Annotated in this window: 25 protein-coding genes and 5 tRNA genes; 14 read left to right on the top strand and 16 right to left on the bottom strand. The window is 48.3% G+C overall.

Going from position 1 to position 24467, the window contains the following annotated elements:
• The first annotated feature begins 429 nt into the window (after window positions 1-429).
• The 3 genes from V6668_RS07240 (at window position 430) to V6668_RS07230 (ending at window position 2264) form a co-directional block, all read left to right on the top strand.
• Window positions 430-1131, top strand: coding sequence for an urease accessory protein UreF (locus V6668_RS07240; protein WP_161799427.1), 702 nt, complete (start codon window positions 430-432; stop codon window positions 1129-1131).
• A gap of 266 nt (window positions 1132-1397) precedes the next feature.
• Complete coding sequence (locus V6668_RS07235) at window positions 1398-1601, top strand: hypothetical protein (RefSeq protein WP_017690011.1); 204 nt, start codon at window positions 1398-1400, stop codon at window positions 1599-1601.
• Between the two features lie 27 nt (window positions 1602-1628).
• Window positions 1629-2264, top strand: a complete 636-nt coding sequence (locus V6668_RS07230; RefSeq protein WP_338708040.1) for a hypothetical protein — start codon at window positions 1629-1631, stop codon at window positions 2262-2264.
• Between the two features lie 30 nt (window positions 2265-2294).
• Here V6668_RS07230 and urtE read toward each other — a convergent pair whose 3' ends face one another.
• The 5 genes from urtE to urtA all read right to left on the bottom strand — a co-directional run bounded on the left by urtE (window position 2295) and on the right by urtA (window position 7191).
• Window positions 2295-2990, bottom strand: a complete 696-nt coding sequence (gene urtE, locus V6668_RS07225) for an urea ABC transporter ATP-binding subunit UrtE (protein WP_338708039.1) — start codon at window positions 2988-2990, stop codon at window positions 2295-2297.
• Window positions 2968-3777, bottom strand: coding sequence for an urea ABC transporter ATP-binding protein UrtD (urtD, locus tag V6668_RS07220; RefSeq protein ID WP_338708038.1), 810 nt, complete (start codon window positions 3775-3777; stop codon window positions 2968-2970). Before urtD ends, urtE begins: the two co-directional genes overlap by 23 nt.
• Window positions 3740-4831, bottom strand: a complete 1092-nt coding sequence (gene urtC / locus V6668_RS07215; RefSeq protein ID WP_127544208.1) for an urea ABC transporter permease subunit UrtC — start codon at window positions 4829-4831, stop codon at window positions 3740-3742. The genes urtD and urtC overlap by 38 nt, the downstream gene beginning before the upstream one ends.
• Before the next feature lie 21 nt (window positions 4832-4852).
• Window positions 4853-5758, bottom strand: coding sequence for an urea ABC transporter permease subunit UrtB (urtB, locus tag V6668_RS07210; RefSeq protein WP_101314096.1), 906 nt, complete (start codon window positions 5756-5758; stop codon window positions 4853-4855).
• A 182-nt stretch (window positions 5759-5940) separates the two neighbouring features.
• Window positions 5941-7191, bottom strand: a complete 1251-nt coding sequence (gene urtA, locus V6668_RS07205) for an urea ABC transporter substrate-binding protein (RefSeq protein WP_338708037.1) — start codon at window positions 7189-7191, stop codon at window positions 5941-5943.
• A 261-nt stretch (window positions 7192-7452) separates the two neighbouring features.
• Here urtA and V6668_RS07200 point away from each other — a divergent pair, with 261 nt between their 5' ends.
• From V6668_RS07200 to V6668_RS07175, 6 genes are read left to right on the top strand one after another with little or no spacing between them, the layout of a single operon-like run.
• Complete coding sequence (locus V6668_RS07200; protein WP_076209470.1) at window positions 7453-7755, top strand: urease subunit gamma; 303 nt, start codon at window positions 7453-7455, stop codon at window positions 7753-7755.
• A 17-nt stretch (window positions 7756-7772) separates the two neighbouring features.
• Window positions 7773-8162 carry an urease subunit beta gene (locus tag V6668_RS07195; protein ID WP_047842024.1) on the top strand — a complete coding sequence of 130 codons (390 nt, stop codon included), beginning with the start codon at window positions 7773-7775 and terminating at the stop codon, window positions 8160-8162.
• Window positions 8159-9877, top strand: coding sequence for an urease subunit alpha (ureC, locus tag V6668_RS07190; protein ID WP_338708036.1), 1719 nt, complete (start codon window positions 8159-8161; stop codon window positions 9875-9877). Before V6668_RS07195 ends, ureC begins: the two co-directional genes overlap by 4 nt.
• 33 nt (window positions 9878-9910) lie before the next feature.
• Window positions 9911-10606 carry an urease accessory protein UreF gene (locus tag V6668_RS07185; protein WP_338708035.1) on the top strand — a complete coding sequence of 232 codons (696 nt, stop codon included), beginning with the start codon at window positions 9911-9913 and terminating at the stop codon, window positions 10604-10606.
• 33 nt (window positions 10607-10639) lie between these two features.
• The gene (gene ureG / locus V6668_RS07180; RefSeq protein ID WP_338708034.1) at window positions 10640-11359 is read left to right on the top strand and encodes an urease accessory protein UreG; all 720 of its coding nucleotides are present in this window, start codon (window positions 10640-10642) and stop codon (window positions 11357-11359) included.
• A complete protein-coding gene (locus V6668_RS07175; protein WP_338708033.1) occupies window positions 11334-12236 on the top strand; it encodes an urease accessory protein UreD in 903 nt (300 codons plus the stop codon). The genes ureG and V6668_RS07175 overlap by 26 nt, the downstream gene beginning before the upstream one ends.
• Window positions 12237-12344: 108 nt before the next feature.
• Here the strand turns inward: V6668_RS07175 and V6668_RS07170 are convergent, their stop codons facing one another.
• From V6668_RS07170 to V6668_RS07155, 4 genes are all read right to left on the bottom strand, one after another.
• A complete protein-coding gene (locus V6668_RS07170) occupies window positions 12345-12770 on the bottom strand; it encodes a helix-turn-helix domain-containing protein (protein WP_036610863.1) in 426 nt (141 codons plus the stop codon).
• A gap of 169 nt (window positions 12771-12939) precedes the next feature.
• Window positions 12940-13022, bottom strand: a tRNA-Leu gene (locus V6668_RS07165).
• A 17-nt stretch (window positions 13023-13039) separates the two neighbouring features.
• Window positions 13040-13115: transfer RNA gene (locus V6668_RS07160), tRNA-Lys, on the bottom strand.
• A 106-nt stretch (window positions 13116-13221) separates the two neighbouring features.
• Window positions 13222-13293 (bottom strand) — tRNA-Glu (locus tag V6668_RS07155).
• A gap of 306 nt (window positions 13294-13599) precedes the next feature.
• On the opposite strand from V6668_RS07155, the gene V6668_RS07150 reads away from it, so the two are divergent.
• Complete coding sequence (locus V6668_RS07150) at window positions 13600-14376, top strand: DeoR/GlpR family DNA-binding transcription regulator (RefSeq protein WP_017690024.1); 777 nt, start codon at window positions 13600-13602, stop codon at window positions 14374-14376.
• A 4-nt stretch (window positions 14377-14380) separates the two neighbouring features.
• Window positions 14381-15277, top strand: a complete 897-nt coding sequence (locus tag V6668_RS07145) for a Cof-type HAD-IIB family hydrolase (protein ID WP_338708032.1) — start codon at window positions 14381-14383, stop codon at window positions 15275-15277.
• A gap of 64 nt (window positions 15278-15341) precedes the next feature.
• Here the strand turns inward: V6668_RS07145 and V6668_RS07140 are convergent, their stop codons facing one another.
• Together V6668_RS07140 and V6668_RS07135 are read right to left on the bottom strand one after the other, a co-directional pair.
• On the bottom strand, window positions 15342-16013 hold the full coding sequence (locus V6668_RS07140; protein ID WP_051447186.1) for an MgtC/SapB family protein: 672 nt from the start codon (window positions 16011-16013) through the stop codon (window positions 15342-15344).
• Between the two features lie 93 nt (window positions 16014-16106).
• Entirely contained in the window at window positions 16107-16766 is a 660-nt protein-coding gene (locus tag V6668_RS07135) for a flavin reductase family protein (protein WP_338708031.1), read from the bottom strand.
• A 106-nt stretch (window positions 16767-16872) separates the two neighbouring features.
• On the opposite strand from V6668_RS07135, the gene V6668_RS07130 reads away from it, so the two are divergent.
• On the top strand, window positions 16873-17571 hold the full coding sequence (locus V6668_RS07130; RefSeq protein ID WP_338708030.1) for a winged helix-turn-helix domain-containing protein: 699 nt from the start codon (window positions 16873-16875) through the stop codon (window positions 17569-17571).
• 222 nt (window positions 17572-17793) lie between these two features.
• Here V6668_RS07130 and V6668_RS07125 read toward each other — a convergent pair.
• The 3 genes from V6668_RS07125 to V6668_RS07115 form a co-directional block, all read right to left on the bottom strand.
• Window positions 17794-17882: transfer RNA gene (locus tag V6668_RS07125), tRNA-Ser, on the bottom strand.
• Between the two features lie 9 nt (window positions 17883-17891).
• Window positions 17892-17964, bottom strand: a tRNA-Asn gene (locus tag V6668_RS07120).
• A 93-nt stretch (window positions 17965-18057) separates the two neighbouring features.
• Window positions 18058-18519 (bottom strand): SprT family protein, encoded by a 462-nt coding sequence (locus V6668_RS07115; protein WP_036669054.1) that lies wholly within the window; start codon window positions 18517-18519, stop codon window positions 18058-18060.
• Window positions 18520-18638: 119 nt separating this feature from the next.
• Here V6668_RS07115 and V6668_RS07110 point away from each other — a divergent pair, with 119 nt between their 5' ends.
• On the top strand, window positions 18639-18995 hold the full coding sequence (locus V6668_RS07110; RefSeq protein WP_017690032.1) for a hypothetical protein: 357 nt from the start codon (window positions 18639-18641) through the stop codon (window positions 18993-18995).
• A 184-nt stretch (window positions 18996-19179) separates the two neighbouring features.
• Window positions 19180-19323 (top strand): cortex morphogenetic protein CmpA, encoded by a 144-nt coding sequence (gene cmpA, locus V6668_RS07105; RefSeq protein ID WP_017690033.1) that lies wholly within the window; start codon window positions 19180-19182, stop codon window positions 19321-19323.
• Window positions 19324-19503: 180 nt separating this feature from the next.
• Here cmpA and V6668_RS07100 read toward each other — a convergent pair whose 3' ends face one another.
• A complete protein-coding gene (locus tag V6668_RS07100) occupies window positions 19504-21726 on the bottom strand; it encodes a Tex family protein (protein WP_338708029.1) in 2223 nt (740 codons plus the stop codon).
• A gap of 540 nt (window positions 21727-22266) precedes the next feature.
• Window positions 22267-24456: an alpha-galactosidase gene (locus tag V6668_RS07095; protein WP_338708028.1), complete on the bottom strand. Its 2190-nt coding sequence runs from the start codon at window positions 24454-24456 to the stop codon at window positions 22267-22269.
• Window positions 24457-24467: the final 11 nt, after the last annotated feature.

Here is a 24467-nt window from a genome sequence, read left to right as displayed (position 1 = left end):
GGCAACAGAATTGATTATACCGGGTTCAGAACTAAAAGTAAAGTATTTTTTAATACTTCTTTTTCAGCTAGGCATTTTCATCAAAAATCGCATAATCTCGTCATCATTACCCATGAACTGCATATGATTAGATTTGATCCCCTCTCTTTAGGTAAGAGCCGATCTTGTTGGTTCATTTATATATAGTCCTTCCTTATATATAGTCCTCCCTGCACTTCGCAAAATAAATAACACAATAAGTTATATAAAATAACACAAATATTAAATCCCAGATTTAATCCATTAAATTTCACGGATACTATTGACAAAAAGCGGACATTCATGGGATGATAACTATCATATAATTCGGATTTCTAAACACAAAGCAAACAAAAAGGAACATAAATGTTACTTTAAGTGACATTAAACGAACACAGGAGGCGAATGATTGTGAACCGTGGGAATAAGCTGCTCGATTATGTCAAACTGCTTGATTCCTCTATTCAGGTTGGAGGGTTCACCCATTCCTTCGGCATGGATATCCATATCAGGGAGGGTACCATTCGTAATGCTGAAGATCTCGAATCATTCATGCGTTGTCAGTTGCATCCGAGCATCGTTCGTCTTGAAGGTATGGCTATCAAAGGCATCTATACCGCAACAGATCACAAGGATACATGGCGGATAGCTCTGATCGACAAGCTCGTCCATGTTCAGCGAACCCCTGGAGATCTCAGAGAACAAGCTGCCGCCATGGGTAAACGATTGATCAGACTCGCACGCGCTCTGCACCCCTGGATTGAATTCAGCCAGCTCGAACAGATCTTTGCCAAATATGATTCGGTTGGCTGCCTCTCCACTGTTCACGCCTGGATTAACCACCACCTCGACATCCCGGTCGAGGAGGCGGTCCTTGGTTACCTGCATTCAGCCATGAATGCCTGCATAACCGAAGCCTCCAAAGTCATTCCCCTGAACAACGATACAACCAAGGATCTGATGGTCCGCCTGGCCACAGATCTGGAGAATGAATGGAAGACCGTCAGCGCCTCGGCTGCGGATGGACTGGCACAGCCAACCTCGATGTCCATGAAATCGTTTTTCCCCAGTTTCCATATGCTCGGAGCTGGACTTCATGCCTACAGGGCCTAATCCTCTTCCTCCTCATACCTGCTCCCCTTCATTCAAACAAACTAAAAAACACGCGGCAACCTCCTTGCCGACGTGTTTTTTGTCATTTTATTTGTTTTATTTACGTGTTTACGCCATTTATAATCACAAAATACACTTTTTTCCGTCTTTTTTAATTGTTAGATGACGAATTTACGTATATAATGAAACATACAGCTCGCATTTCTATATAATCTACATGAAGAAAGAGCGGCTGAATACTACATTCTAACCAGGGGTGAACCCTTTTGAACAAGAAAAAACCAGTTACTCCGTTCGGATGGGCCATCAAACGACGGCTAACCGAACTTCAAGTGGACCAGAAGACCTTTTGTGAACAGCATGGCATCCCACCCTATCGTTTATCCAATCTTATTCACGGCACACGCAAAGCAACCCGATTCAGACACCTGGTCGCTGATATTTTGGATATTCCAGATGAACTGAGATAAGATTTCTGCCAAAGGAGGGTCTCATCCATGAGACATGTTACATCCGATCTGGAGAGGCTGTCGTTCCAGTCCATACGTCACCAGCTCATCATTGTTGATGACAATTGGATTATCCAAAGTTGTAACCGTGCCTGGCAACAGGGACTTGGTCAATGCTCACCAAACCCGGATATACACAGTAGTCATAGACACTACCTGCACCTGACGGAAGCCTGGGCAAAACGAGGCAAGAACGCTAACATGGCACTTGTCGCACAGAATTTGAAAGAACGCGGAATACCCTTTAATCAAAATCATACATATGACATCTGCGTGTATACTGTATACAACGAAAAGAGGTGGTTTCGTGTAGAACTCACCCCTCTATCTTATTCAAATTCAATTCTGGATACCGATCTCGCTTTAATTGCACACATGGATATTACCGAACAAAGAAAGACAGAACACCAATTGAAGAAAGCATTGTCTGAAGTGCGCACATTGCGCGGACTGCTGCCTATTTGCGCTGTCTGCAAACAAATCAAGGACGAAGAGGAACACTGGAACTCCGTTGAGAGTTATCTGGAGAAGCATACCCACGCCGAATTCACGCATGACATCTGTCCGGAATGCATCCGGCGGTTATATCCGAAATACTCGAATATCCTGGACAAGCGCTCCTAAAACCTTTCTCCACTGGCCGACTAACTACAACTATACGGAGAGATGATGTTCAAACTGCGACATATCCAGTTCTTGCGGTGTCCCATGCAGGGTTATGGTTCCTTTGTCCATGATATAGATGTAATCTGCGGCACTTCGTACAAAATCAATACTCTGCTCTACCAGCAGAACCGAGAGGTCCCCCTTTGCCTTGAGCTGCAAAATAACCTGCCGAATGTCCTCCACGATAGAAGGCTGGATGCCTTCTGTCGGCTCATCCAGTAGCAACAACCCCGGACGCGAAGCCAATGCCCGGGCGAATGCCAACTGCTGCTGCTGTCCACCACTCAGATCCCCGCCCTGCCGTCCATACATCGTAGCAAGCACCGGGAACATCGCCAGTACATCCTCCGGGAACGTTTTTACTCCCGGTGCACTTGTCTCCAGACCGAGCAATAAGTTTTCTTTCACCGTAAGCTGCGGGAAAATCTCCCGCCCCTGCGGTACATAACCAATCCCTGCCCTTGCCCGCTTGGCTGAGTCCAAGGTGGATAACTCCTGATTTTGCCACTGAATACTGCCCTTGCGTGATTTGAGCAGCCCCATTAATGTTTTCATCAACGTTGTTTTCCCCACACCGTTACGGCCCATCAGACACACCACCTGTCCAGGCTGTACATCCAGGTTCACACCACGAAGCACATTGCTTTCCCCGTAGCCGGATTCAATTCGTTGCAGCGACAGCATGGTCATCCCTCCTTTTGCCCAGATACACTTCCGCCACTTTCGGGTCTGCCTGTACCTCCGCCATCGTACCTTCCTTCAGCAGTTTTCCTTCATGCATCACCGTTACCTTGGCTGCGAACTCTCGCACAAACTCCATATCATGCTCCACCACCACAACCGAGCGCTCACGCGCAATCTCTTGCAGAAGTCGCCCGGTCTTGTGTGTTTCTTCATCCGTCATGCCTGCGGCTGGTTCGTCCAGCAACAACACCCGTGGCTCCTGCAGAAGCAGCATGCCGATCTCCAGCCACTGCTTCTCCCCATGCGATAACGCTCCTGCACGAGCATCAACGCGGTCTCGCAGACCAATCTGGAGGGTAACATGCTCCATGGCAGCACTCATTTTCCCATATCGACGAATACCGATGGCTTGCAAAGGGGAACGGCGAGTCTCCGCCGCCAGCGTCAGATTCTCCTGCACCGTCAGACCCGCAAAGATCGATGGCGCCTGGAATTTGCGTCCCACACCTTTGCGAACAATCTGGTGCTCCTTCAGTCGTGTTAATTCCGTGCCATCCGCCATCTTCACCGAGCCGGACATGGGTTTTGTTTTGCCACATATCACATCCAGCATCGTTGTTTTTCCAGCACCATTGGGTCCGATCAGAAAATGCAGGTCATGTTCATGCAACTTCAGGTTCATGCCTTTGACAGCAACGAACCCACCAAAGGCTACCGTAATATCCTCGGCTACCAACACCGCTGATTCCTCAGTAGACTTTAGGTTTTTCCCGAGTGACTTGGACATGCGCACTCTCTCCTCTCCGCTTCAGCAAGCGAACGACATGACGATATACACCTACAATACCGTTTGGCATGAACAAAACTACTGTTACAAAGAGTCCACCAATGACGAACAGCCACCCCTCGGGGTAAGCCTCACTTATGCCTGTTTTGGCTGCATTCAGCACCACCGCTCCGATAACCGCTCCAATAAGCGTACCGCGACCACCCAATGCAACCCACAGGACCATCTCAATGGAGGGTACAATCCCCATCATCGATGGCGAGATAATACCCACCTGAAGAACAAACAACATGCCCGCGATACCTGCAAGCGCACCGGAAAAAGCAAAAGCCAGCGTTTTATATCCTGCCGGATCATATCCGAGGAATCGCACCCGATTCTCTCCATCACGCGCAGCTTCGAGCACTTGGCCGAACCGACTGTTCACCATTCGACGACAGAGCATATAAGCGATCACCAGAACAGCAAGCGTTATATAGTAGAGAGCAATCGTCGTTCCAGCGGAATGAAGTGTAAAACCAAAGATCGAATTATATCCGGTGATGCCATTTGTCCCACCCGTCCATTCCTGTTTACCAACAAAGAGTGTTACCGTAATGAGAACCAAGGCTTGAGTCAGGATGGTAAAATAAACACCGGTGATCCGGTTACGGAACGTAAACCACCCCAGGGCAAAGGCAAGCAATGCCGGAAGGGCTATCCCCAATAACAGCGCCACCGGGAAAGAGCGAAACGGTTCCCAGAACCACGGCAGACCACTGAGACCACTCCATCCCATGAAATCAGGAAGTGTTGCTCCACTGGCCTGAAGCTTCAGATACATCGCCATCGCGTACCCACCCAGACCAAAGAACACCCCATGCCCAAGACTCAACACACCCCCATATCCCCAGATCAGATCGAGACCGATGGCCAGGATTGCCAGCGCCAAAAACTTGGCTAACAGACTCAGACGAAACTCCGTGGAGATTAGTGGAGCAAGACACATCATGATCAGTACAACCGCCCAGATAATCCTCATTTTCAGACTGCCAGTCTTGAGTAAAGCGGACATGAACTAACCCCCTTTTTCACGTTAATCGAGACTCCGTGTGCGCATCGCGACCAATCCGCGTGGTTTCCATTGCAGGAAAGCAACGATACATACAAACACAAGCACCTTGCCAATGGAGGCCGAGGTATAGGTTTCGAACAGCGTGTTGAACATACCAATCCCCAATGCACCACACACGGTTCCAACCAATTTCCCAACGCCACCCAGAACAACGACCATGAACGCATCCACAATATAATACGTACCAAGCGAAGGACCAATCGGACCAATGAGCGTTAATGCACAGCCAGCAATTCCGGCAATGCCCGAACCAATCGCAAAGGTCATGCCATCCACCCGCCGGGTCGAAATCCCAAGACACCCCGCCATGCTCCGATTTTGCATTACAGCCCTCATTCGTCTTCCGGAAGATGTTCGATAGATATAGAGATACATACACAGCAGCACCACCGCAACCAGTGCGATAATGAAGATTCGTTTATACGGAAATACAATACCATCCGAGATCGCCAATCCCCCATTGAGCCAAGCCGGACTGGATACTCCCACGTTCGGCGCTCCGAATATCGTACGGGCCAGTTGTTGCAGCATCATGCCTACACCCCATGTCGCAAGCAGACTATCAAGCGGCCTGCCATACAGATGCCTGATCAGAACCACTTCAAGCAACCAGCCAATTAGAGCCGCTACAATGAACGCAATCGGCAGAGCCACAACAAAATAGGCACCAAACCACGTTGCTGGAGCATAGGACATGAACAGATTTTGTGTTACATATGTTGCATATGCACCGATCATGATCAGTTCACCGTGAGCCATATTGATGACATTCATCAGCCCAAACGTTACTGCAAGCCCCAATGCAATCAACAACAGAATTGAACTGATACTCAGACCATTGAACATCTGCAGGATAAACATATCCATCGCTATCCCCTCCTCCATACCGTGACTCTCGATATTTCACATGAATTCAATTATGGGCAGTAACATTTTTCACATCACAGTAACGCTTTACCGCGATACGGTAAGAGGATGTGTTGTCACACCCTCGTTTATGTTTCAGCTGCTTTGAAGCGAGTTGCCTGTTTTATTGCGAGGTTTCTATGTTATTTAGCGCTGAGGGTTGCTCCCCATTCATACGTTTTCAGATAAGGGTCCGGCTTGACAGGCTCACCAGAATTCCATAATTCCTTGAACTGCCCATCCTCCTGCACCTCACCGATCCGTACGGTTTTGTAGATATGCTGATTCTCTCCATCCACGGTTACCTTACCTTCCGGGGCATCAAACTCCAGACCCTTGGCAGCTGCCTTCACCTTCTCCACGTCGGTTGATCCTGCTTTTTCCACCGCCGCCTTCCAGAGATAAACCGCCACATATCCCGCTTCAATCGGATCCGCTGTCACTCGATCAGCACCGTATTTTTCTTTATACTTGGCAACAAATGTTGCATTCTCAGGTGTATCTGTTGTCTGATAATAATTCCACGAAGCCAGATGTCCCTTCAATACGTCTGCGCCAATACCACGGATTTCTTCCTCCGCCACACTTACCGAGAGGGTTGTCATCTGATCCGAGGAGATTCCGGCATCCTTCAATTGTTTGAAGAAGGCCACATTGCTATCTCCGTTCAGTGTATTGTATACAATATCCGGCTTCGCAGCCTTGATTTTGCTAATGATCGTACTATAATCGGTATGTCCCAGCGGTGTATATTCCTCACCCACCACTTCGCCGCCTTCTGCTGCGAGTTGCGCCTTAATGACCTGATTGGCCGTTTTTGGGAATACATAATCTGAACCGAGCAGATAAAACGTCTTGCCCCTGTTCTCCAGTAACCAGGTTACGGATGGAACGATCTGTTGATTGGTTGTTGCTCCTGTATAAAAAATATTTGGCGACGATTCCAATCCCTCATATTGCACCGGGTAAAACAATAGACCCTTGTTCTGTTCAAACACTGGGAGCATAGCCTTCCGACTTGCAGAGGTCCATCCACCAAATACAGCAGCAACCTTATCCTGCTGCAGTAACTTCCCAGCCTTCTCCGCAAAAGTAGGCCAATCCGAAGCGCCATCCTCAATTACAGGCTCGATCTGTTTACCCAAAACTCCGCCAGCGGCGTTAATCTCTTCAATGGCAAGCATCTCCGCATCTTTAACAGATACTTCACTGATCGCCATCGTTCCGCTGAGAGAGTGAAGAATGCCAACTTTAATCGTATCACCGGATGCAGATGGTTCTCCTGTACCACCTGAACCTGAAGCCTCAGGCGGCGCAGTGCCCTCCACACATCCTGTCATCACAATGACCGCACCCAGCAAAATACTCCATAACTTGACCGACCTCTTCTTCAATAGCCTACACTCCCTTTTTTTAGTCTATTGACGAACATTAAGGTCATTTGCGTCCGAAATGTTCGTTGATCCAAATTATGGAGGGTTACTCTCTTCATGTCAATATAGCTTACATAATTTTATTTCATGCCTACTCGTTTCATGCATACTGCTAATATGCCTTGAAGCTTATTGACAAAGGATTCACCCTGTGTGAGTATATTTAACATACAATATGATCCATGAACATATCAGACATTATAAGCGAAAGGTCGGATTGCCTTGCACTGGACTGAGCAGGAAAAGGAAAAACTCCTGATTACCGTGGCCGCTAACCTCGCCCGTGAACGAAGAGCACGCGGACTTAAGTTGAATGTTCCCGAAGCCATCGCCTTGTTGACCTCCGAACTGATGGAACGAGCACGGGATGGAATGAGTGTTGCCGAATTAATGAGATACGGAGGCACCATCCTGACACGCGAAGACTGTATGGATGGTGTTCCCGATATGATTCCTGAAGTACAGGTAGAAGCCACATTTCCTGACGGTACAAAACTGGTTACTGTACATGAACCTATACGCTGAGAAAGGCAGGAGAAACCATGATTCCTGGTGAATACCGTTTGAAGCCAGATGACGACATCATCTGTCATCCGGATCGTTTAACCCTACGACTCCTTGTCCTTAATCGCGGCGACCGCCCCGTCCAAGTCGGCTCTCACGTTCACTTCTATGAAGTTAATGCAGCACTGGACTTTGATCGCACGTCAGCTTTTGGACATCGTCTGCACATTCCGGCAGGCACCGCAGTTCGCTTCGAACCTGGTGAAGAGAAACCGGTTGAACTCACGACCTTTGGCGGCAAACGCCAGATTCACGGGTTCAACGGATTAACCGAAGGCTCTGCGGATCAAGCTCCTGATCCACTGAAACTGGAGGCATTCCTGAAGACGTTCTCCCCTCCCATACAAGATGGAGGTGAACCTTCATGAAACGAATGAGCCGCGAACAATACGCGTCCATGTTTGGACCCACAACCGGTGATGCCGTAAGACTTGCGGATACCGAACTATGGGCAGAGATTGAACATGATTATGCCGTCTACGGTGATGAGAGCAAGTTCGGGGGCGGCAAGGTCATCCGCGATGGGATGGGCCAGTCCACCTCTGCACTTCGCAGTGACGGCACTCCCGATACTGTTATCACCAACGCCATCATCATCGATCATTGGGGCATTGTAAAAGCGGATATCGGCATTCGAGATGGTCGCATCTGCGCCATTGGCAAATCCGGCAACCCGGATACAATGGATGGTGTTCATCCCGCACTGGTCATCGGTGCTTCCACCGAAATCATCGCCGGTGAAGGCATGATTGTAACCGCTGGCGGTATTGATACCCATATTCATTTCATCTGCCCACAGCAGATTCAGACTGCATTATCCTCCGGGGTCACGACCATGATCGGCGGCGGAACAGGACCGGCAACAGGAACCAAAGCCACCACCTGCACACCAGGAGCCTGGCACATCCACCGGATGTTAGAATCGGCAGAGGCTTTTCCCATGAACATCGGTTACCTTGGCAAAGGTAACAGTTCCAACACCGCACCTTTAATCGAACAGATTGAAGCGGGCGTAATCGGCCTGAAGTTGCATGAGGATTGGGGCACTACCCCAAGCGCTATCGATGCCTGCCTGACTGCCGCCGGGGAACATGATGTTCAAGTGGCTATCCATACCGATACATTGAACGAAACCGGATTTCTCGAAAACACCCTGGCTGCAATCAACGGCCGGACGATCCACACGTACCATACGGAAGGCGCTGGTGGCGGACACGCACCGGATATTATCCGGGCCGCTGGGGAGTCCTACGTTATCCCCTCATCAACCAACCCAACACGACCGTACACACGCAACACTGTAGAAGAGCATCTCGATATGTTGATGGTGTGTCATCACCTGGACCCTTCCATCCCGGAAGATGTAGCTTTTGCAGATTCGCGGATTCGTCCCGAAACCATCGCAGCCGAAGACATTTTGCATGATCTTGGCGTGTTCAGCATCATTAGTTCCGATTCACAAGCCATGGGCCGAGTGGGCGAAGTCATTATCCGCACCTGGCAGACAGCCGACAAAATGAAAAAACAGCGCGGCAAACTTGAACTCAACCCGAACTCACCTTCCGATAACGATCGGATCAAGAGATATGTCGCCAAGTACACCATCAATCCAGCTATCGCACACGGAATCGGTCATCTCGTCGGTTCGGTGGAAGTTGGAAAGCTGGCAGATCTAATCATATGGAAACCGGCCTACTTCGGTGTTAAACCCGAGATTGTCATCAAGGGTGGCATGATTACATTTGCCCAGATGGGTGATCCCAATGCGTCCATCCCGACACCTCAGCCCGTATTTGGCAGACCGATGTTCGGAGCTTATGGTAGCGCCATTGCCAGCGGATCAATCACCTTTGTCTCCCAAGCCGCAGCAGATGCCGGGATCAAAGAATCATTGGGCCTGAAAAAGCGGGTTGAACCCGTTAAAGGCTGTCGCTCAGTCAGCAAAAAAGACATGATTCATAACGACGTCACCCCTGTCATTGAAGTCGATCCCGAAACCTATGAAGTACGCGCCGACGGTGAGCTTCTCACCTGCGAACCCGCAGAAGAGTTGCCTATGGCACAGCGGTACTTTATGTTTTGATAGGAATACGGATTAGCTAATAAGGGGGCACTCATGATGAATAGTGGCACGAAGCTACTCCGTTATGTTCAGCTGCTGGATTCGGCCCTGCCCATCGGTGGTTTCTCCCACTCCTTCGGTCTGGAAGCTTACACGCATGATGGCACCGTGCGGAATACCGCGCAGCTTGAACAGTTTATTCGCAGCCAGCTTCATTCCAGTCTTGTACGACTAGATGGTCTTGCCATCAAAGGCGTCTATCAGGCGATAAAACAGCAAGATGCCGCTCTACTTGCCCTGTATGATAAACGTGTCCACGCCCAGCGCTCCCCTCGGGAACTTAGGGAAAGCGGCCACAAAATGGGAAAACGACTGCTCAAGCTGGCCCGTTCACTCTATCCATGGATGGACTTTTCCCTAATTGATGAGGCCATACGGGAATACGGCGCGTATTGTGGCATCACGACCATTCACGGTTATATCAACTATCAATTGGAGATTGAATTGGATGAAGCCGTTACCGGGCATCTGTATACCTCAGTGAACGCTTATGTGAACAGCGCACTTCGCCTGCTGCCCATCGGACAAACCGAAGCGCAGATGTTGATTCAGAAACTGCTTGATGATATCGAAGCGGAATGGGCTCTCATTCGGGAAAATGACCCGGAAGATATGCACAGCTTCGGAATTGCCCAGGAAATCTACGCCATGCGGCATGAGACCTTACCCGCGCGGCTGTTTATGTCTTAACTACAACTTTTATCTAACTTAGGAGGAATTGTTATGTGTGGAGGAGATAATCATACGCATCATCCGGAGTGGGAACGTAAAGCATTTGATCGGAGTCGTCCGATGCGAATTGGAATTGGCGGACCGGTAGGTTCAGGTAAAACAGCCCTTGTGGAGAAGCTGTCCAAGGCACTGCGTACACGTTATAGCCTTGCTGTCATCACGAATGACATTTATACCAAGGAAGATGCCGAAATCTTGCTGCGTCAGAATGCACTGGCACCAGAGCGCATTATCGGCGTAGAGACAGGCGGATGCCCTCACACGGCTATTCGTGAAGATGCCTCCATGAATTTCGAAGCAGTTGATGAGTTAATTGAACGTTTCCCGGATCTGCAACTGATCTTCATCGAAAGCGGCGGCGACAATCTCTCCGCTGCATTCAGTCCGGAACTCGCTGATGTGTTCATCTACATTATCGACGTTGCTCAAGGAGAGAAACTCCCTCGCAAAGGCGGTCCCGGCATCACGCGCTCAGACCTGCTGTTAATCAACAAAACCGACCTCGCCCCTTATGTTGGAGCAAGCCTGGAAGTTATGAAAAATGATACCGAGCGGGTACGCGAAGGCCGCCCTTATGTCATGTCTAATCTAATGAGCGGTGAAGGTGTGTCCGAGATTGTCCACTGGCTTGAACATCAATATATGGATGACGATGCTTCCGCTGCACATCTGCATTCACACAGCCATGAACATGGCACTCACTCGCATTAATTCATCTTCTGTCCCCACCGGAACAGAGATAAATAGGAATGAAAGTGCAGGTGCGCCCGTCACACGCCGCAGCGAGCTTCGGGCCACCTTTGCCTTTCAAGGCGACCGGACTGTCATGACCGATCGTTATTACAGCGCACCGCTCAGGTTTAGCCGATCCTTTCGACCTCCCGGAGGCGGAACCGAATTATGTGTGTACACGTCAGACGTCTCGCCCGGAGTCCTTAACGGGGATCTTTATCATTCCGAGTGGGAATTAGGTGAAGGCACCCATGTCATGTTGAGCAGCACATCTGCTACCAGACTCCATCCCACACCTTCCATTCCTTCATCCGTTAATCATCACTTTCGGTTGGGAAAAGGGGCCACGCTGGAATACTTCCCTGAATGCGTCATTCCCTTCAAGGGAAGTTCTTCTTCGCTCGCTGTAACCTTTGAGCTGGAAGAACAGGCAATCCTGGCCTATGCAGATATCTGGTCTGCCGGACGGATTCATCGGGGAGAAGCGTTCCAATTCGAGCGTTACCGCAGCTTGACGGAGATATGGCAAGGTGAGCAACTGGCTGTCTGGGATCGATTCGGACTCGAACCGGATACCGATGATCCCAAACACTCGGCGTCTCTCCTTCACTACACACATACTGCTGCGTTATGGATGATCGCCCCGGGGCTTGGTACTGTGGAGTTGGAGCAAGTCAGATCCGCGCTGCCACCAGATGGACGAATGCTCGCAGGTGCAAGTTTGCTGGCAACCGGAGGCATCGGCGTTCGACTCCTTGGCATGGCAGCTTGGGAGCTTCAGGAGCAGTGTCTTCATATCTGGAACACACTCCGCCCCCATCTGCTGGGCAAAGAAACTCTTGTCTTTCGTAAATAAGGGCATCAAGCATAGTTAACACCAAAAAACCTCTGAACTGTCTCCGAGTGTGTTCGGATTAGTCCAGAGGTTTTTGTACATTCAGTCTATGGATGCTGCTCATATCACTTACGCTTCGTTTTCCTCAGAATCGTTCTCTGATTTGTTCTCAGGTTTATAGCGATAGTCGCCAGCATCCTTGCTTTCCTTGGATTTACGGTAACGGGTGAACTCAATATATTCGCTGATAAAAGACTGTTCCACAGTCGATAATTCACTTTCTTGGCAATTCAATTGCCGCAAAACGTCAAAAAAATAATCCTCCCGTTTTTCCCGAACCATCGCTTCCTTCGATGGACGTCCAATCATGAGCCAGTCGAGGCTCACATCAAAAAACGAAGCAATCTCAATTAATTTATTCGTACTCGGAATAGACTTGCCACGTTTCCAATCACCCAGATTGCCTGTGCTAATCTTCAGCTGTTGGCAGAAAGCCTTCTTGGTCATTCCTCGTTCGGCAATCAGGTGTTCAATTCGCTCATAGATCGACTGCATACAAGAACCGCCTTCCAACCGTAATAATCAACTCATCTGCTTGAATTATACCACATTATTCCTGAATGCTCAGCCTTTATATGCCTGGAACAGGATGAGGTATATCGTATAACACAAAGATAGACTCCCATGAATGATCATAGAAGTCTATCTTATATTGTTGCTGTGATGCGGTCGAGAGGACTCGAACCTCCACGGGTATACACCCACTACCCCCTCAAGATAGCGTGTCTGCCATTCCACCACGACCGCATATTCAATTGTAAAAATGGTGAGCCATGAAGGGCTCGAACCTTCGACACCCTGATTAAAAGTCAGGTGCTCTACCAACTGAGCTAATGGCTCTTGCTGTAAACTTCACCGGATGTGCCATGCTTCATTCTTGTCTATAAGAGCAATGACTTTGAGGATTACTCATCGAAAATGTAGATCTCATGAGGTGGTGAAGATATGACCCGTAGGGGATTCGAACCCCTGTTACCTCCGTGAAAGGGAGGTGTCTTAACCCCTTGACCAACGGGCCTTAATAACAAGTTGTCTTTCTTGGCGACAAGAATGAGTATACCACAGGACAATTTGAACTTGCAATACTTTTTTTAAAATTTATTTTTCAAGCCTTTTTGCCCATTACATACTGTTCTTCCGAGCCCCTTTATTAGCCACCTCCCGTTCATGCCAATGTCATCCCCGTGCAGGAACAATGTAAATCATTCATCAAAACACTTATAAAAACTTACGTTCACTTATAATATTGCAAATCACATTAAAAATACTTATAATTAAAGTATCAGTATAAGTACGGTCATCCATACACTCGGAGGTGACATGTTTGTTTCAAGAAGAACGAATGCAGCTCATTGTTGAACATCTACGCAAACACAATCGCATCTCAGCCGATGATATTGTCGCCTTGTTTGATGTATCACGGGATACTGCACGCAGGGATCTGATTAAGCTTGAGGAACAGGATGCCATTATCCGAACACGTGGCGGCGCGATTCTCCCCCCTCCTCCGCAAGAATTCAGATCCTACAAAGACCGTTTACTCGATGTATCTGAGGAAAAGAGGGCCATCGGAAAACTCGCTGCGGCCATTGTAAGGCAAGGCGAGATCATTATTCTGGACTCTTCCACGACTGTGCAGGCCTGTGCCGAGAACTTAAACGGCAAATCCTGTACCGTCATTACCAATTCGATTCATTCCGCTGATCTTCTCTCCAATCACACTGCTGTCCAGATTCGTTTGCTCGGAGGCAAAGTAGATAAGGAACAACGTTATGTCTACGGTACCTCTGTTATCGAGACCCTCTCCCACTATTATGTAGATAAAGCCTTTATCGGAATTGGCGGTATCACCATGGATGGCTTCAGTGCTTCCGAAGAGGAAGGGAAAATTAAACACCAAATGATGAAAGCTGCCAAGAAAGTTGTTGTTCTTGCAGATCAATCCAAGTTTGATAGACGTTATGGTTATCGTTTTGCCGACTGGTCGTTGGTGGATGTATTGATTACGGATCAATGGCCAACCAAAGAATGGCTTGTTTTTCTAGCCGAACAACAGGTTGAGATTCTCATTCCTGAACCAACAGATGATAAGGAGTTGTAAATATATGAAATTATTTGCCACAGATTTAGATGGAACTTTGTTGAACATAGATAGCCAGATTAGCCCGGAGAATGCCGCAGCCATCCAAAAGGCCCAGCAATCCGGTATGAAAGTTACCATCGCAACAGGACGTGTCTATTCCGATGTTGTGACCATCAGCCGCGAAGGCGGAATCAAAACCCCAATTATCGGCTCCAACGGAGCGACAATTCATGACGCAGACGGTGAACGTTTATTCCATCTTCCGCTTGAGCGTGATACAGCAGCTTCCGTCATGCAGTGGCTGGAAGATCATGATGTCTATTATGAGGCTTCAACGCAACAAGGCATCTATGCCCCGCGTAGCAGTCATGAGACCTTGCTCGCCGAGATGGAACGTGTTCTTGGTTCGAACCCTGGTGAGGACATTGCACGCATGATTCGCTCCATCAAGAAACACTATGACAAAAAAGACTACCACCGCGTAAACAGCCATCTCGAAATTCCGGCAGAAGCCTACATCTATAATATTATGGCCTTCTCCATGAATCCGGACAAAGTAAAGACAGGACGAGAATACTTCTCTTCCCGATCTGATGTCGCTATGGTTGTATCCTTTGAGCATAACTTCGAAATGCAGCACCCGGACGTCTCCAAAGGTAATGCCCTCACCAAACTGGCGGCTCACCTGAACATCTCCATGGAGGATACAGTAGCTATTGGCGATAACTTCAACGATGTCTCCATGTTAAAAATGGCAGGACTCGGCATCGCCATGGGTAATGGCGAACCCGAAATCCAGGCATTAGCCAAAGCCATAACGCTGACCAATGTGGAGCACGGTGTTGCCCATGCCATCGAGTGCCTGCTCGAGGGTAAACCGGTATCCCGCCCAGAAACGATTGTCGGAGAAGGTCAGTAATCGAACCCATCCTGAATTGAGCACTGAACCTGCATGATCACCTGTTGATCCATGCAGGTTCTCTTCATTTTAACTCCGAAGATCGAACGTGAGGCACGTCCTGTAACAAAATAATCAGTTGCTCGCCCCGGTATGAACCCGGTAGTTGCAACGTGAACTCAAGCACAGTCTCTTCCACGGAGTCTGTGCTTGTTTGCTGTTCAGTCTTAAATCCGATGACCGAGATCTTCTCCTGTCCCAGCAGTGCCAAAACAGTCTTCAGGGCCTCTCCCTCATTTTGCAGATGGATGGTTAACGTCTCTGTTCGAGCGGATACCAGCCAGCGTGTAGGTCTATGCAGTAACATCTGTGCCACGACAATAAGCAGTGTCACGCCCGCACCCGTCCAATACAGACCTGAACCCACAGCAAGTCCCATGCCTGCCGTAGCCCATATGCCAGCTGCTGTGGTCAATCCCCTGACCGTGTGACGCTGTGTGAAGATCATGCCCGCTCCAATGAACCCCACACCGCTAACGACTTGTGCAGCGATCCTTGAAGGGTCAAGGGACAGATTGTCCCAGCCAGCCTGATCCTGGAATCCGTATTTCGATACAATCATCATCAGGGCAGCACCAACGGCGACCACAAAATGAGTACGGATTCCCGCTTCTTTCATTCGATTCTTGCGCTCATATCCGATTAGCACACCACATATTCCAGCTATGAGTACACGCATCAAATATTCCACTTCCATGCACATCACCTCTTTCATTATGTATATGCTTACATGAGTCTATCTTTACTATTACCCAATCTTTACATGACTAATAAAGAACTTCTACTCAGGTCAATTCTCTGCCCGGAAATTTCCCCCTTGTCTCTTGCCCAATCCGAAATAATGTCTGAAATTATATATCAGCGGATGCCATTCCTCCGGATTAATTTTGTTCGGTCCAGATATTAGTCTTGTGTGCGCGTGCACCTTCAACGCTTTCACTTCGACAATCGCCATGAACGGTGTATGTTCGGGAATACGTATGTGTTGTACAGCCGCTTCAATCTGGAGTGGACATTCAACTATTTTATCTGGTGCCACCTGAACCGAGCATTCGGATGTCAGTCCAGCTACAGTGAATTTATCATGACAATATTCATAGCCCATCTGCCTTTTCTCCTCAGGAACCGGGTTAACTCCTGTATAACGACCCAATGCCTCAACCTGTCTCCACATGGTCGCATCTGGTAAATTAATCACACACTCCGGGTGTCGACTCAGATTTTCATAGGCTTTGCCCTGTGTCCCTAGACCGAGAACCAGACAATCCCCCAGTGCCCAAGACGAGGATAATGGTGACAGGTTGGTTGATCCATCCTCATTTAATGTGCTTAGCAGCACTACAGGCGTACCATAATATAAAATACTGGGATTAATCGTCTCATGTTGAATCACTTCTGGACTCGCGGACAACTGCTCTGTAGCAAAGTCCTGTTTCGTTATCTTTTTCATCCTGTACCTCTCCTGTTCCATTCCAATGCTTTATAAGCTCAATCTGACCCATATGGGACGATACAACTCGATTGTAATACAGTAATAGTTCAGGTATGATCGAAGTATGAATGTATATCCGAATATTACTGTTATTGCGTCGTTAATCGCTGATCCAAGCCGCGCTATTTTTCTATCATCCTTACTGGATGGCCGTGCGTTGCCCGCAGGAGAGCTTGCTCATATGGCAAGTGTCACTCCCCAGACGGCAAGCAGCCATCTAGCTAAACTCGTAGAGGGAGGATTACTCGAAGTTGAACAACAAGGGCGCCACCGATACTACCGTCTTGCAAACAAAGAAATTGCTAATCTGATTGAAAGCATGGCCAGTATTGCTCCGCCTGTACAGATCCGCTCTCTCAAACAATCCGATCAGCTTCAACAACTGAGTCATGCACGGACCTGTTATGGTCATCTGGCCGGGAAATTGGGAATCTCGCTCTGTGAAGCCTTAGTACAAAAGGGGTATCTTTCAGACCCCGAAGAGGCACACAGCAAGGATTATCAAGTTACAGAGAAAGGAATACAGTGGTTCACTACGTTTGGAATTGAACTTCAGATGAAGCCGGGATCACGCCGTGCCATCGCTCGCAAATGTCTGGATTGGAGCGAACGCCGTCATCATCTCTCAGGTATGCTTGGGGAACAACTCAGACATCGATTGTCGGAACTGGACTGGATTCGTCAAAAAACAGGAAGTCGCTCTGTCGAAGTAACGGAAGCAGGCAAGAAAGGTTTATACGAGATGTTGAGCATTTCACTTTAGGCTGAAGCGTATACGAGGGATAAGCAAAGATCAGTAAACGCAAAAAATCCCCTTCACACTGACCGTTAACCGGTCTAATGTGAAGAGGATTTTTTGTGCAATCAGAACGGAGAAAGAGGAGTACTCTCACTTCGTTCAAGACTGCGAAGTATTGCTAACGAAGCTTATGCTCCGACGAACCTTTAGGGTTCTCATCCCTTTGCAGAGAAGTTTAATTCAGAACGGAGAGAGAGGGATTCGAACCCTCGCACCGCTTACGCAGTCTAACCCCTTAGCAGAGGGTCCCCTTATAGCCACTTGGGTATCTCTCCAAGAAAAGGCTCCCCGAACAGGGCTCGAACCTGTGACAACTCGATTAACAGTCGAGTGCTCTACCAACTGAGCTATCAGGGAAAATTAACTTGAATAAGATTAATCTACCATGATTAATAATCCAAGTCAACATCCCTTCCATCACTTTCTTTAATACATTGAACGAAACGCACATCAGATATTCTGAAGCCCCAGTTTTCCCGCACAACGACCACAACGGTAACGCTTCGGATCTATTTTCCGTTTGCGCAAATATTCCGTACCACAGCTCTTGCACACCAGCTTATAACGATATGGCAATGGCTTTCTGCCTTTGCCGTCAGGAAGCGATTGGCAGTAACGCGAGCCGCCTACCTTCTGCAACAAAGCCTTGAATTCCGGATCACGATGCTGATAGCCGCGCCCACGAATATGCAGATGATAGTGACACAGCTCATGCTTGATGATTTTCTCAACCTCATCTCGCCCGTAGGCTTCGAGTTGATGCGGATTGATCTCAATCCGGTGACTTTTGAGCATATAACGCCCACCCGTCGTGGTCAGGCGACTGTTAAACAACGCTTCATGGGTGAACGGCACTCCGAAATGATCCAGTGATACCTGTTCAATCCATTGTTGCAATTCCTCATTTTCCATCGGTGTCCTCTCCTTGCACCCCCTCGGAGCATTTGTTTTTCCGGCATAATACTTGAATTTTAACCGTTTCGTAGGCTACACTGTCAAGTAGAATGTATGAGGGGAGATTATTACTCGTTATGCCTACAATGCGCTATGTCATCCTGCAGCAGGAACAACAATTGCAGTTCGTGGAAATGCCGGCAGATTACGCCTATCAACTCAGTGCGCTCAACCTGCGCCTGCACAAGGAAATTGATAAACTCACTGCAGCAGATGTCCCTGTCCTGCCTTGGGCGATCGCCGAATGTGACAGCCTCGATCTCCTAAACGAAAATCTTACTATCATCGGCGGCCTTGATTATATCAATGCGCTTGAAGAATCTTTTGCAGCACTACGTGAAAGCCATTATCCTTTGATTTCTCTGCTTACCGAAATCCGGGCTCTTCAGGCCCAATTGGAACAATGGTATGAAGAAGAGATGGAAGCTCTCTAATTCACTGCAGTTATCATTTTATAATGATGAGAACGAAAAGCACATCTCCCTGAATTGGGATTTGTGCTTTTTTTTGAGTCAACGAGACATTGATTTGCCGGAGGTCTCCACTTATCCCGCACAGTCCAGGCTATTGCCACATATGCTAACGTACAGATGAATTATGCAAGAGGAGGAGATACCCTTGCCTCAATGGCTTTGCAATCAACTGATGCGTGCATTTCACAAAAAGGACAGCCGGCAAATCAAGTTGCTGAACGAATGCTGGTTCTTTTATCGTAACAAACCAGCAAATGGCACACCACGCAGCGCGGAGAACGAACTTTAAGAGGTTGTTCATAAAAGTCTGCATTGGATTACGAAAGATGGCCTTTTGAGCACGCACTTTAAGAAAATGCACATATTGCCCACCGTACTTACTAGAGGAATTAGAACGGATAACGGGACTATTACTGTCGACAACAAACAGCCTTCCTGGTTAGGGAAGGCTGTTCTCCAATCCTACTATTTAAGAAGACTGTTGCGCAGAAGCTGGCTTCTTCATCGTAAGGCCGACACGGCCTTTTTTGGTATCCACATTCATAACCCAGACCGTTACATTATCACCTACAGATACAACGTCCATCGGGTGTTTAACATACCCGTTGCTGAGCTGTGAAATATGGACAAGCCCATCACTCTTGATCCCAATATCAACAAAAGCACCAAAATCAATAACGTTCCGAACCGTACCTTGCAGCTCCATACCTTCCACCAGATCCTCAATTTTCAATACATCTGTACGGAAGATTGGCAACGGCATTTCTTCACGCGGGTCACGCCCCGGACGCTGCAAGCTGTCCAGAATGTCACGCAATGTAGGCACACCTACGTCCAGTTTCACAGCCAATTGTTCTGGCTGTTGCTCTGACAGTAATACCGACAGTTCCTTGCTGCCCAGCTTGTCCAGTGCAACCTGAAGCTCCTTGAACAGCTGATCCACTACCTTGTAAGACTCAGGGTGAATAGGTGTACGGTCCAGCGGGTTCTCTCCCTCACCAATACGCATAAATCCTACGCACTGCTCATAGGTTTTGGCACCCAGACGTGGCACCTTCTGAAGCTGACGGCGGTTCGTAAACCGGCCATTTTCTTCACGGTACTTCACAATGTTTTTGGCAATCGTAGCGTTAACTCCGGCAACATATGACAGCAACGAAGGTGATGCTGTATTCACATCCACACCCACATGGTTAACTGCCGATTCCACGACAGCCTTCAGGCTTTCTTCGAGAATCTTCTGGGATACGTCATGCTGATATTGACCCACGCCAATGGCTTTTGGATCAATCTTAACCAACTCCGCCAGCGGGTCTTGTACCCGGCGAGCAATGGAAGCTGCACTGCGCTCCGCAACATCCAGATCAGGGAATTCTTCCTGGGCCAGCTTGGATGCAGAATATACACTCGCGCCTGCTTCGTTAACAATCAGATACACAAGACTTTCATCACCGTTCTCCTGAATGATCTCGGCAACAAATTGCTCCGTCTCACGTGATCCGGTACCATTACCAATGACGATCAGTCCGATATCATATTGCTTGATCATGCGATGGAATACTTCCGCAGCTTCACGTTTCTTGTTGTGTGGTGGCGTTGGGTAGGTCACAGCCACTTCCAGCAGTTTGCCCGTATCATCTACTACAGCCAGTTTACAACCGGTACGATAGGCCGGATCGACACCCAGCACACGTTTGCCATGAATCGGCGGTTGAAGCAACAGGTTACGCAGATTGGCCGAGAATACCGATATGGCCTGATTTTCACCTTTTTCCGTAAGTTCTCCACGAACTTCACGCTCGATGGAAGGCGCAATCAGCCGCTTGTATGCATCTTCAATCACATCACGCAGGATATCCTGCACGGCAGAAGCACCACGAATGATCTGTCCTTCCATATGGCGATGGGCCGGTTCTGCCTGTACGTCCAAGCCGACTTTCAGGATACTCTCACGTTCACCGCGATTAATTGCGAGAATACGGTGTGGAGGCATTTTTTTGGCTAATTCGCGGTAATCATAATAATTCTCGTACACGGACTCCTCTTGAGCATCCTTCGCTTCTGAAGTCAGCATCCCGTGATCCAAGGTGTACCGACGAATCCAGGCACGAATGGCAGCATCGTCTGCGATATTCTCCGCGAGAATGTCTTTGGCTCCCTGAAGCGCCGACTCCGCATCTTCTACACCCAGTTCAGCATTGATATATTTCGTAGCTTCCTGGAGTACATCTCCTTGTTTGGGTTGACCCCAGATCCATACAGCAAGGGGCTCAAGACCTTTTTCCTTGGCCACACTGGCACGCGTTTTCCGCTTCTGACGGTAAGGTCGATACAAGTCTTCCACTTCCTGCAGCTTCACAGCTTGCGTAATGGATTGCTTCAGTTCTCCGGTCAGTTTGCCCTGTTCCTCTATAATACGGATGACTTCCAATTTGCGATCCTCAAGATTGCGCAGATAAACAATGCGTTCTTCAATCGATCGCAGCTGGTTCTCATCCAGCTCTCCAGTCATTTCTTTACGGTAGCGGGCGATAAATGGAATCGTATTGCCTTCGTCCAGAAGCTCCGACGTTGTGCGGACCTGCTTCAAGGACAGTGACAGTTCCTTGGCTACCTGTTTGATGATTCGTTCATGGCGTTCTGCCTTTATTGTTTCTTCATTGGGTTCCAGAACCGTTTCCTGTTCAGACAAAATAAATCCCTCTTTCCTTCCTGAATCGTTCGTTACAATCATTTCAGGGCAGCTTTGCTGCTGTAATTACAGTATAGTTGAACCATTTGTTTCTTCCACTCTACCCTATATTATCACAGAATCACGTCCAGATTTCCATCAATCCGCAAGCATACAAGTTCTGACAGAATGATGTCATCCTCCAGCCTTCCCCATTACGTCAAAAAAAGACCGAAAAACGTCATCACGACGCTCCCCGGTCCTTCCTTTTTTTTAAAGCTTTAAATAAAATAGCAATCTAATAAGTGAAACTGCTCATTTACACAATAACGGAGAGGACAGAAAAAACCTGAAAAAGCGAAGCTACAAGCTTTCTGCAGAAAGCTACTTCGAAAGCATACACTCACCTAAAAGCTTTCTGAAAGAAAGCTACATCGGAAGCATACGCTATCTCCGGATTTTCCCTTTGAGAAAAGGGAATCAAAAAATCTGGGGATAACAGCGATTGGAAGGTTGTTCTGTCATCGTAGTATCCGTGTAAATAAAATGCAGTTCACTTATCTAGACGCGCTCGAACCGGAACATCTCGCTCAGATAGTCTCCTGATGTGCTGCCTACCGAAATACCACCATACATCAAGGCATCGCCGGTAAAGGTTTCTGATCCGCCTTTCAGACGATAATCCGCATTAGGATCTAATCCTTTCAGCTTCAAGCGTTGAAGTGGCGCATTAGGCTCAGAGAGCACGCGGAAGTAGAATACAACTGCTTCGCTTCCGTCTGGTGCAATAAACATCCACGCTGTCTCATTGCCTTCAAACGGACTGAGCAAACGGCGGAATGTTCCATATTGAACCGTTCCACGAATCTCCTTGTACAGCTCAACCTGGGCTTTCACGATGTCATTCTCTTCTTCTGTGAATTTTGTCAGGTCCAGTTCATACCCGAAGTTGCCCGACATCGCAACATGTCCCCGAATCTCAAGCGAAGTGATCCGGTTGACTTGATGATTCGGTACCGCTGAGATATGCGATCCCATGGAACTCACCGGGTACACAAGACTCGTACCGTATTGAATCCGAAGACGGGATATAGCATCCGTGTTATCACTTGTCCACGTCTGTGGCATGTAATACAGCATACCTGGATCGAAGCGGCCACCACCACCTGAACAACTTTCGAACAGAATGTTCGGGAACGCCGAAGTGATTCGTTCCATAACGTCATACAGCCCCAGCATGTAACGATGCGCTGTCTCACGCTGTCTATCTGCCGGAAGCAACGCAGAACCCACTTCCGTCATATTGCGGTTCATGTCCCATTTCACATAAGTGATTGGTGCAGAACCAAGTACGTCTGTTAACATGCGTACAATCTCATCACGTACATCCTGACGAGAGAAGTCGAGTACCAGTTGTTGACGCCCTTCTGTCCGGCGACGATCAGGCACATGCAGACACCAGTCCGGATGCGCACGATACAGCTCACTGTCTGGTGAGATCATCTCAGGCTCAAACCACAATCCAAACTGCATATCCAGACCTGTTACGCGGTTAGCCAGATCATCCAGTCCCTGTGGCAATTTGTTCTTATCTACAATCCAGTCGCCCAGCGAGGAGTTGTCACTGTCCCGGTGTCCAAACCAGCCATCATCCAAGACAAACAGCTCAATACCCAGCTTCTGTCCAGCACGAGCGATCTGTTCAATCTTATCTGCATTGAATCCAAAGTAGGTTGCTTCCCAGTTATTGACCAGAACCGGACGTTCCGCATTGCGGAACTTACCACGCGCAAGACGCTCCCGATACAATTCGTGGTAGGACTGAGACATACCATCCAGACCTGCATCCGAATATACCATAACCGTCTCAGGTGTCTGGAACGCTTCCTGTGGATCCAGCTTCCAGCTGAACTCGAACGGGTTGATCCCGAGTGATACACGGGTGGTGTGGAACTGATCCACTTCAGCCTGTGCGGTGAAGCTGCCACTATAGACGAGACTGAATCCGTAAACTTCACCTTGGTCTTCATCCGTGCCAGGTGTCATCAGCGCAATAAATGGATTCTGCTGGTGACTGCTTGAACCGCGACGGCTCTCAATCCCTTGTAGTCCTGACGCAAGTGGTCTGCGAACGATATCACGTTCCCGTGTCCATGCACCTGATAATTGCAACAATTCATAATCAGCATGCGGGAAATCAACAGAAGAACTGAGCGCACGCACCACATTCACTGAGGTAGCGCTCTCATTAACGATACGCATGGAGCGTGTAATCGCATTAAATGCTGTAAAGGCTGTATAAGAAAGCTCGATCTTGATACCAGCAACGCGGTCTTCCAACTCAATAACCAGCGTCTCCGCTTCATCATCGGATTCAACATACGTTGCTGGCAGTCCAGTAAGCGCTGTCTTTCCTTTGACTAATCGATGGCCTGTATACGTAAACTCCGAAACCGTTGAGCCATTCTCAAGTTCCAATTGGATTGCCGGATTACGGAAATCACTCGTGCCATACACGGGTAGTTCCACAGCCAATGTATCAAATGAAATCGTACGGTCCTCTGGTACCGGATTCGGACTGAAAGATGCTCGTTCTGTACGAACATGCAACCAGCTCAGATCGGTGTCGCGTAATTTTTTGCCATAATACAAATGCACCAAATATCCTGAAGGCAGTACCTGAAATACGTAACTGGCCTCACGGGTCTGTAAATGAAACTGAAGTTTCTCTTGATTGATGTAAATGCTCATATGTCTCCTCC

The organism is Paenibacillus amylolyticus (genome assembly GCF_036894225.1).
Taxonomy (GTDB): Bacteria; Bacillota; Bacilli; order Paenibacillales; family Paenibacillaceae; genus Paenibacillus; species Paenibacillus amylolyticus.
Note: the sequence above shows the minus strand (reverse complement) of the source record. Positions and strands in the feature narration are given on the sequence as shown.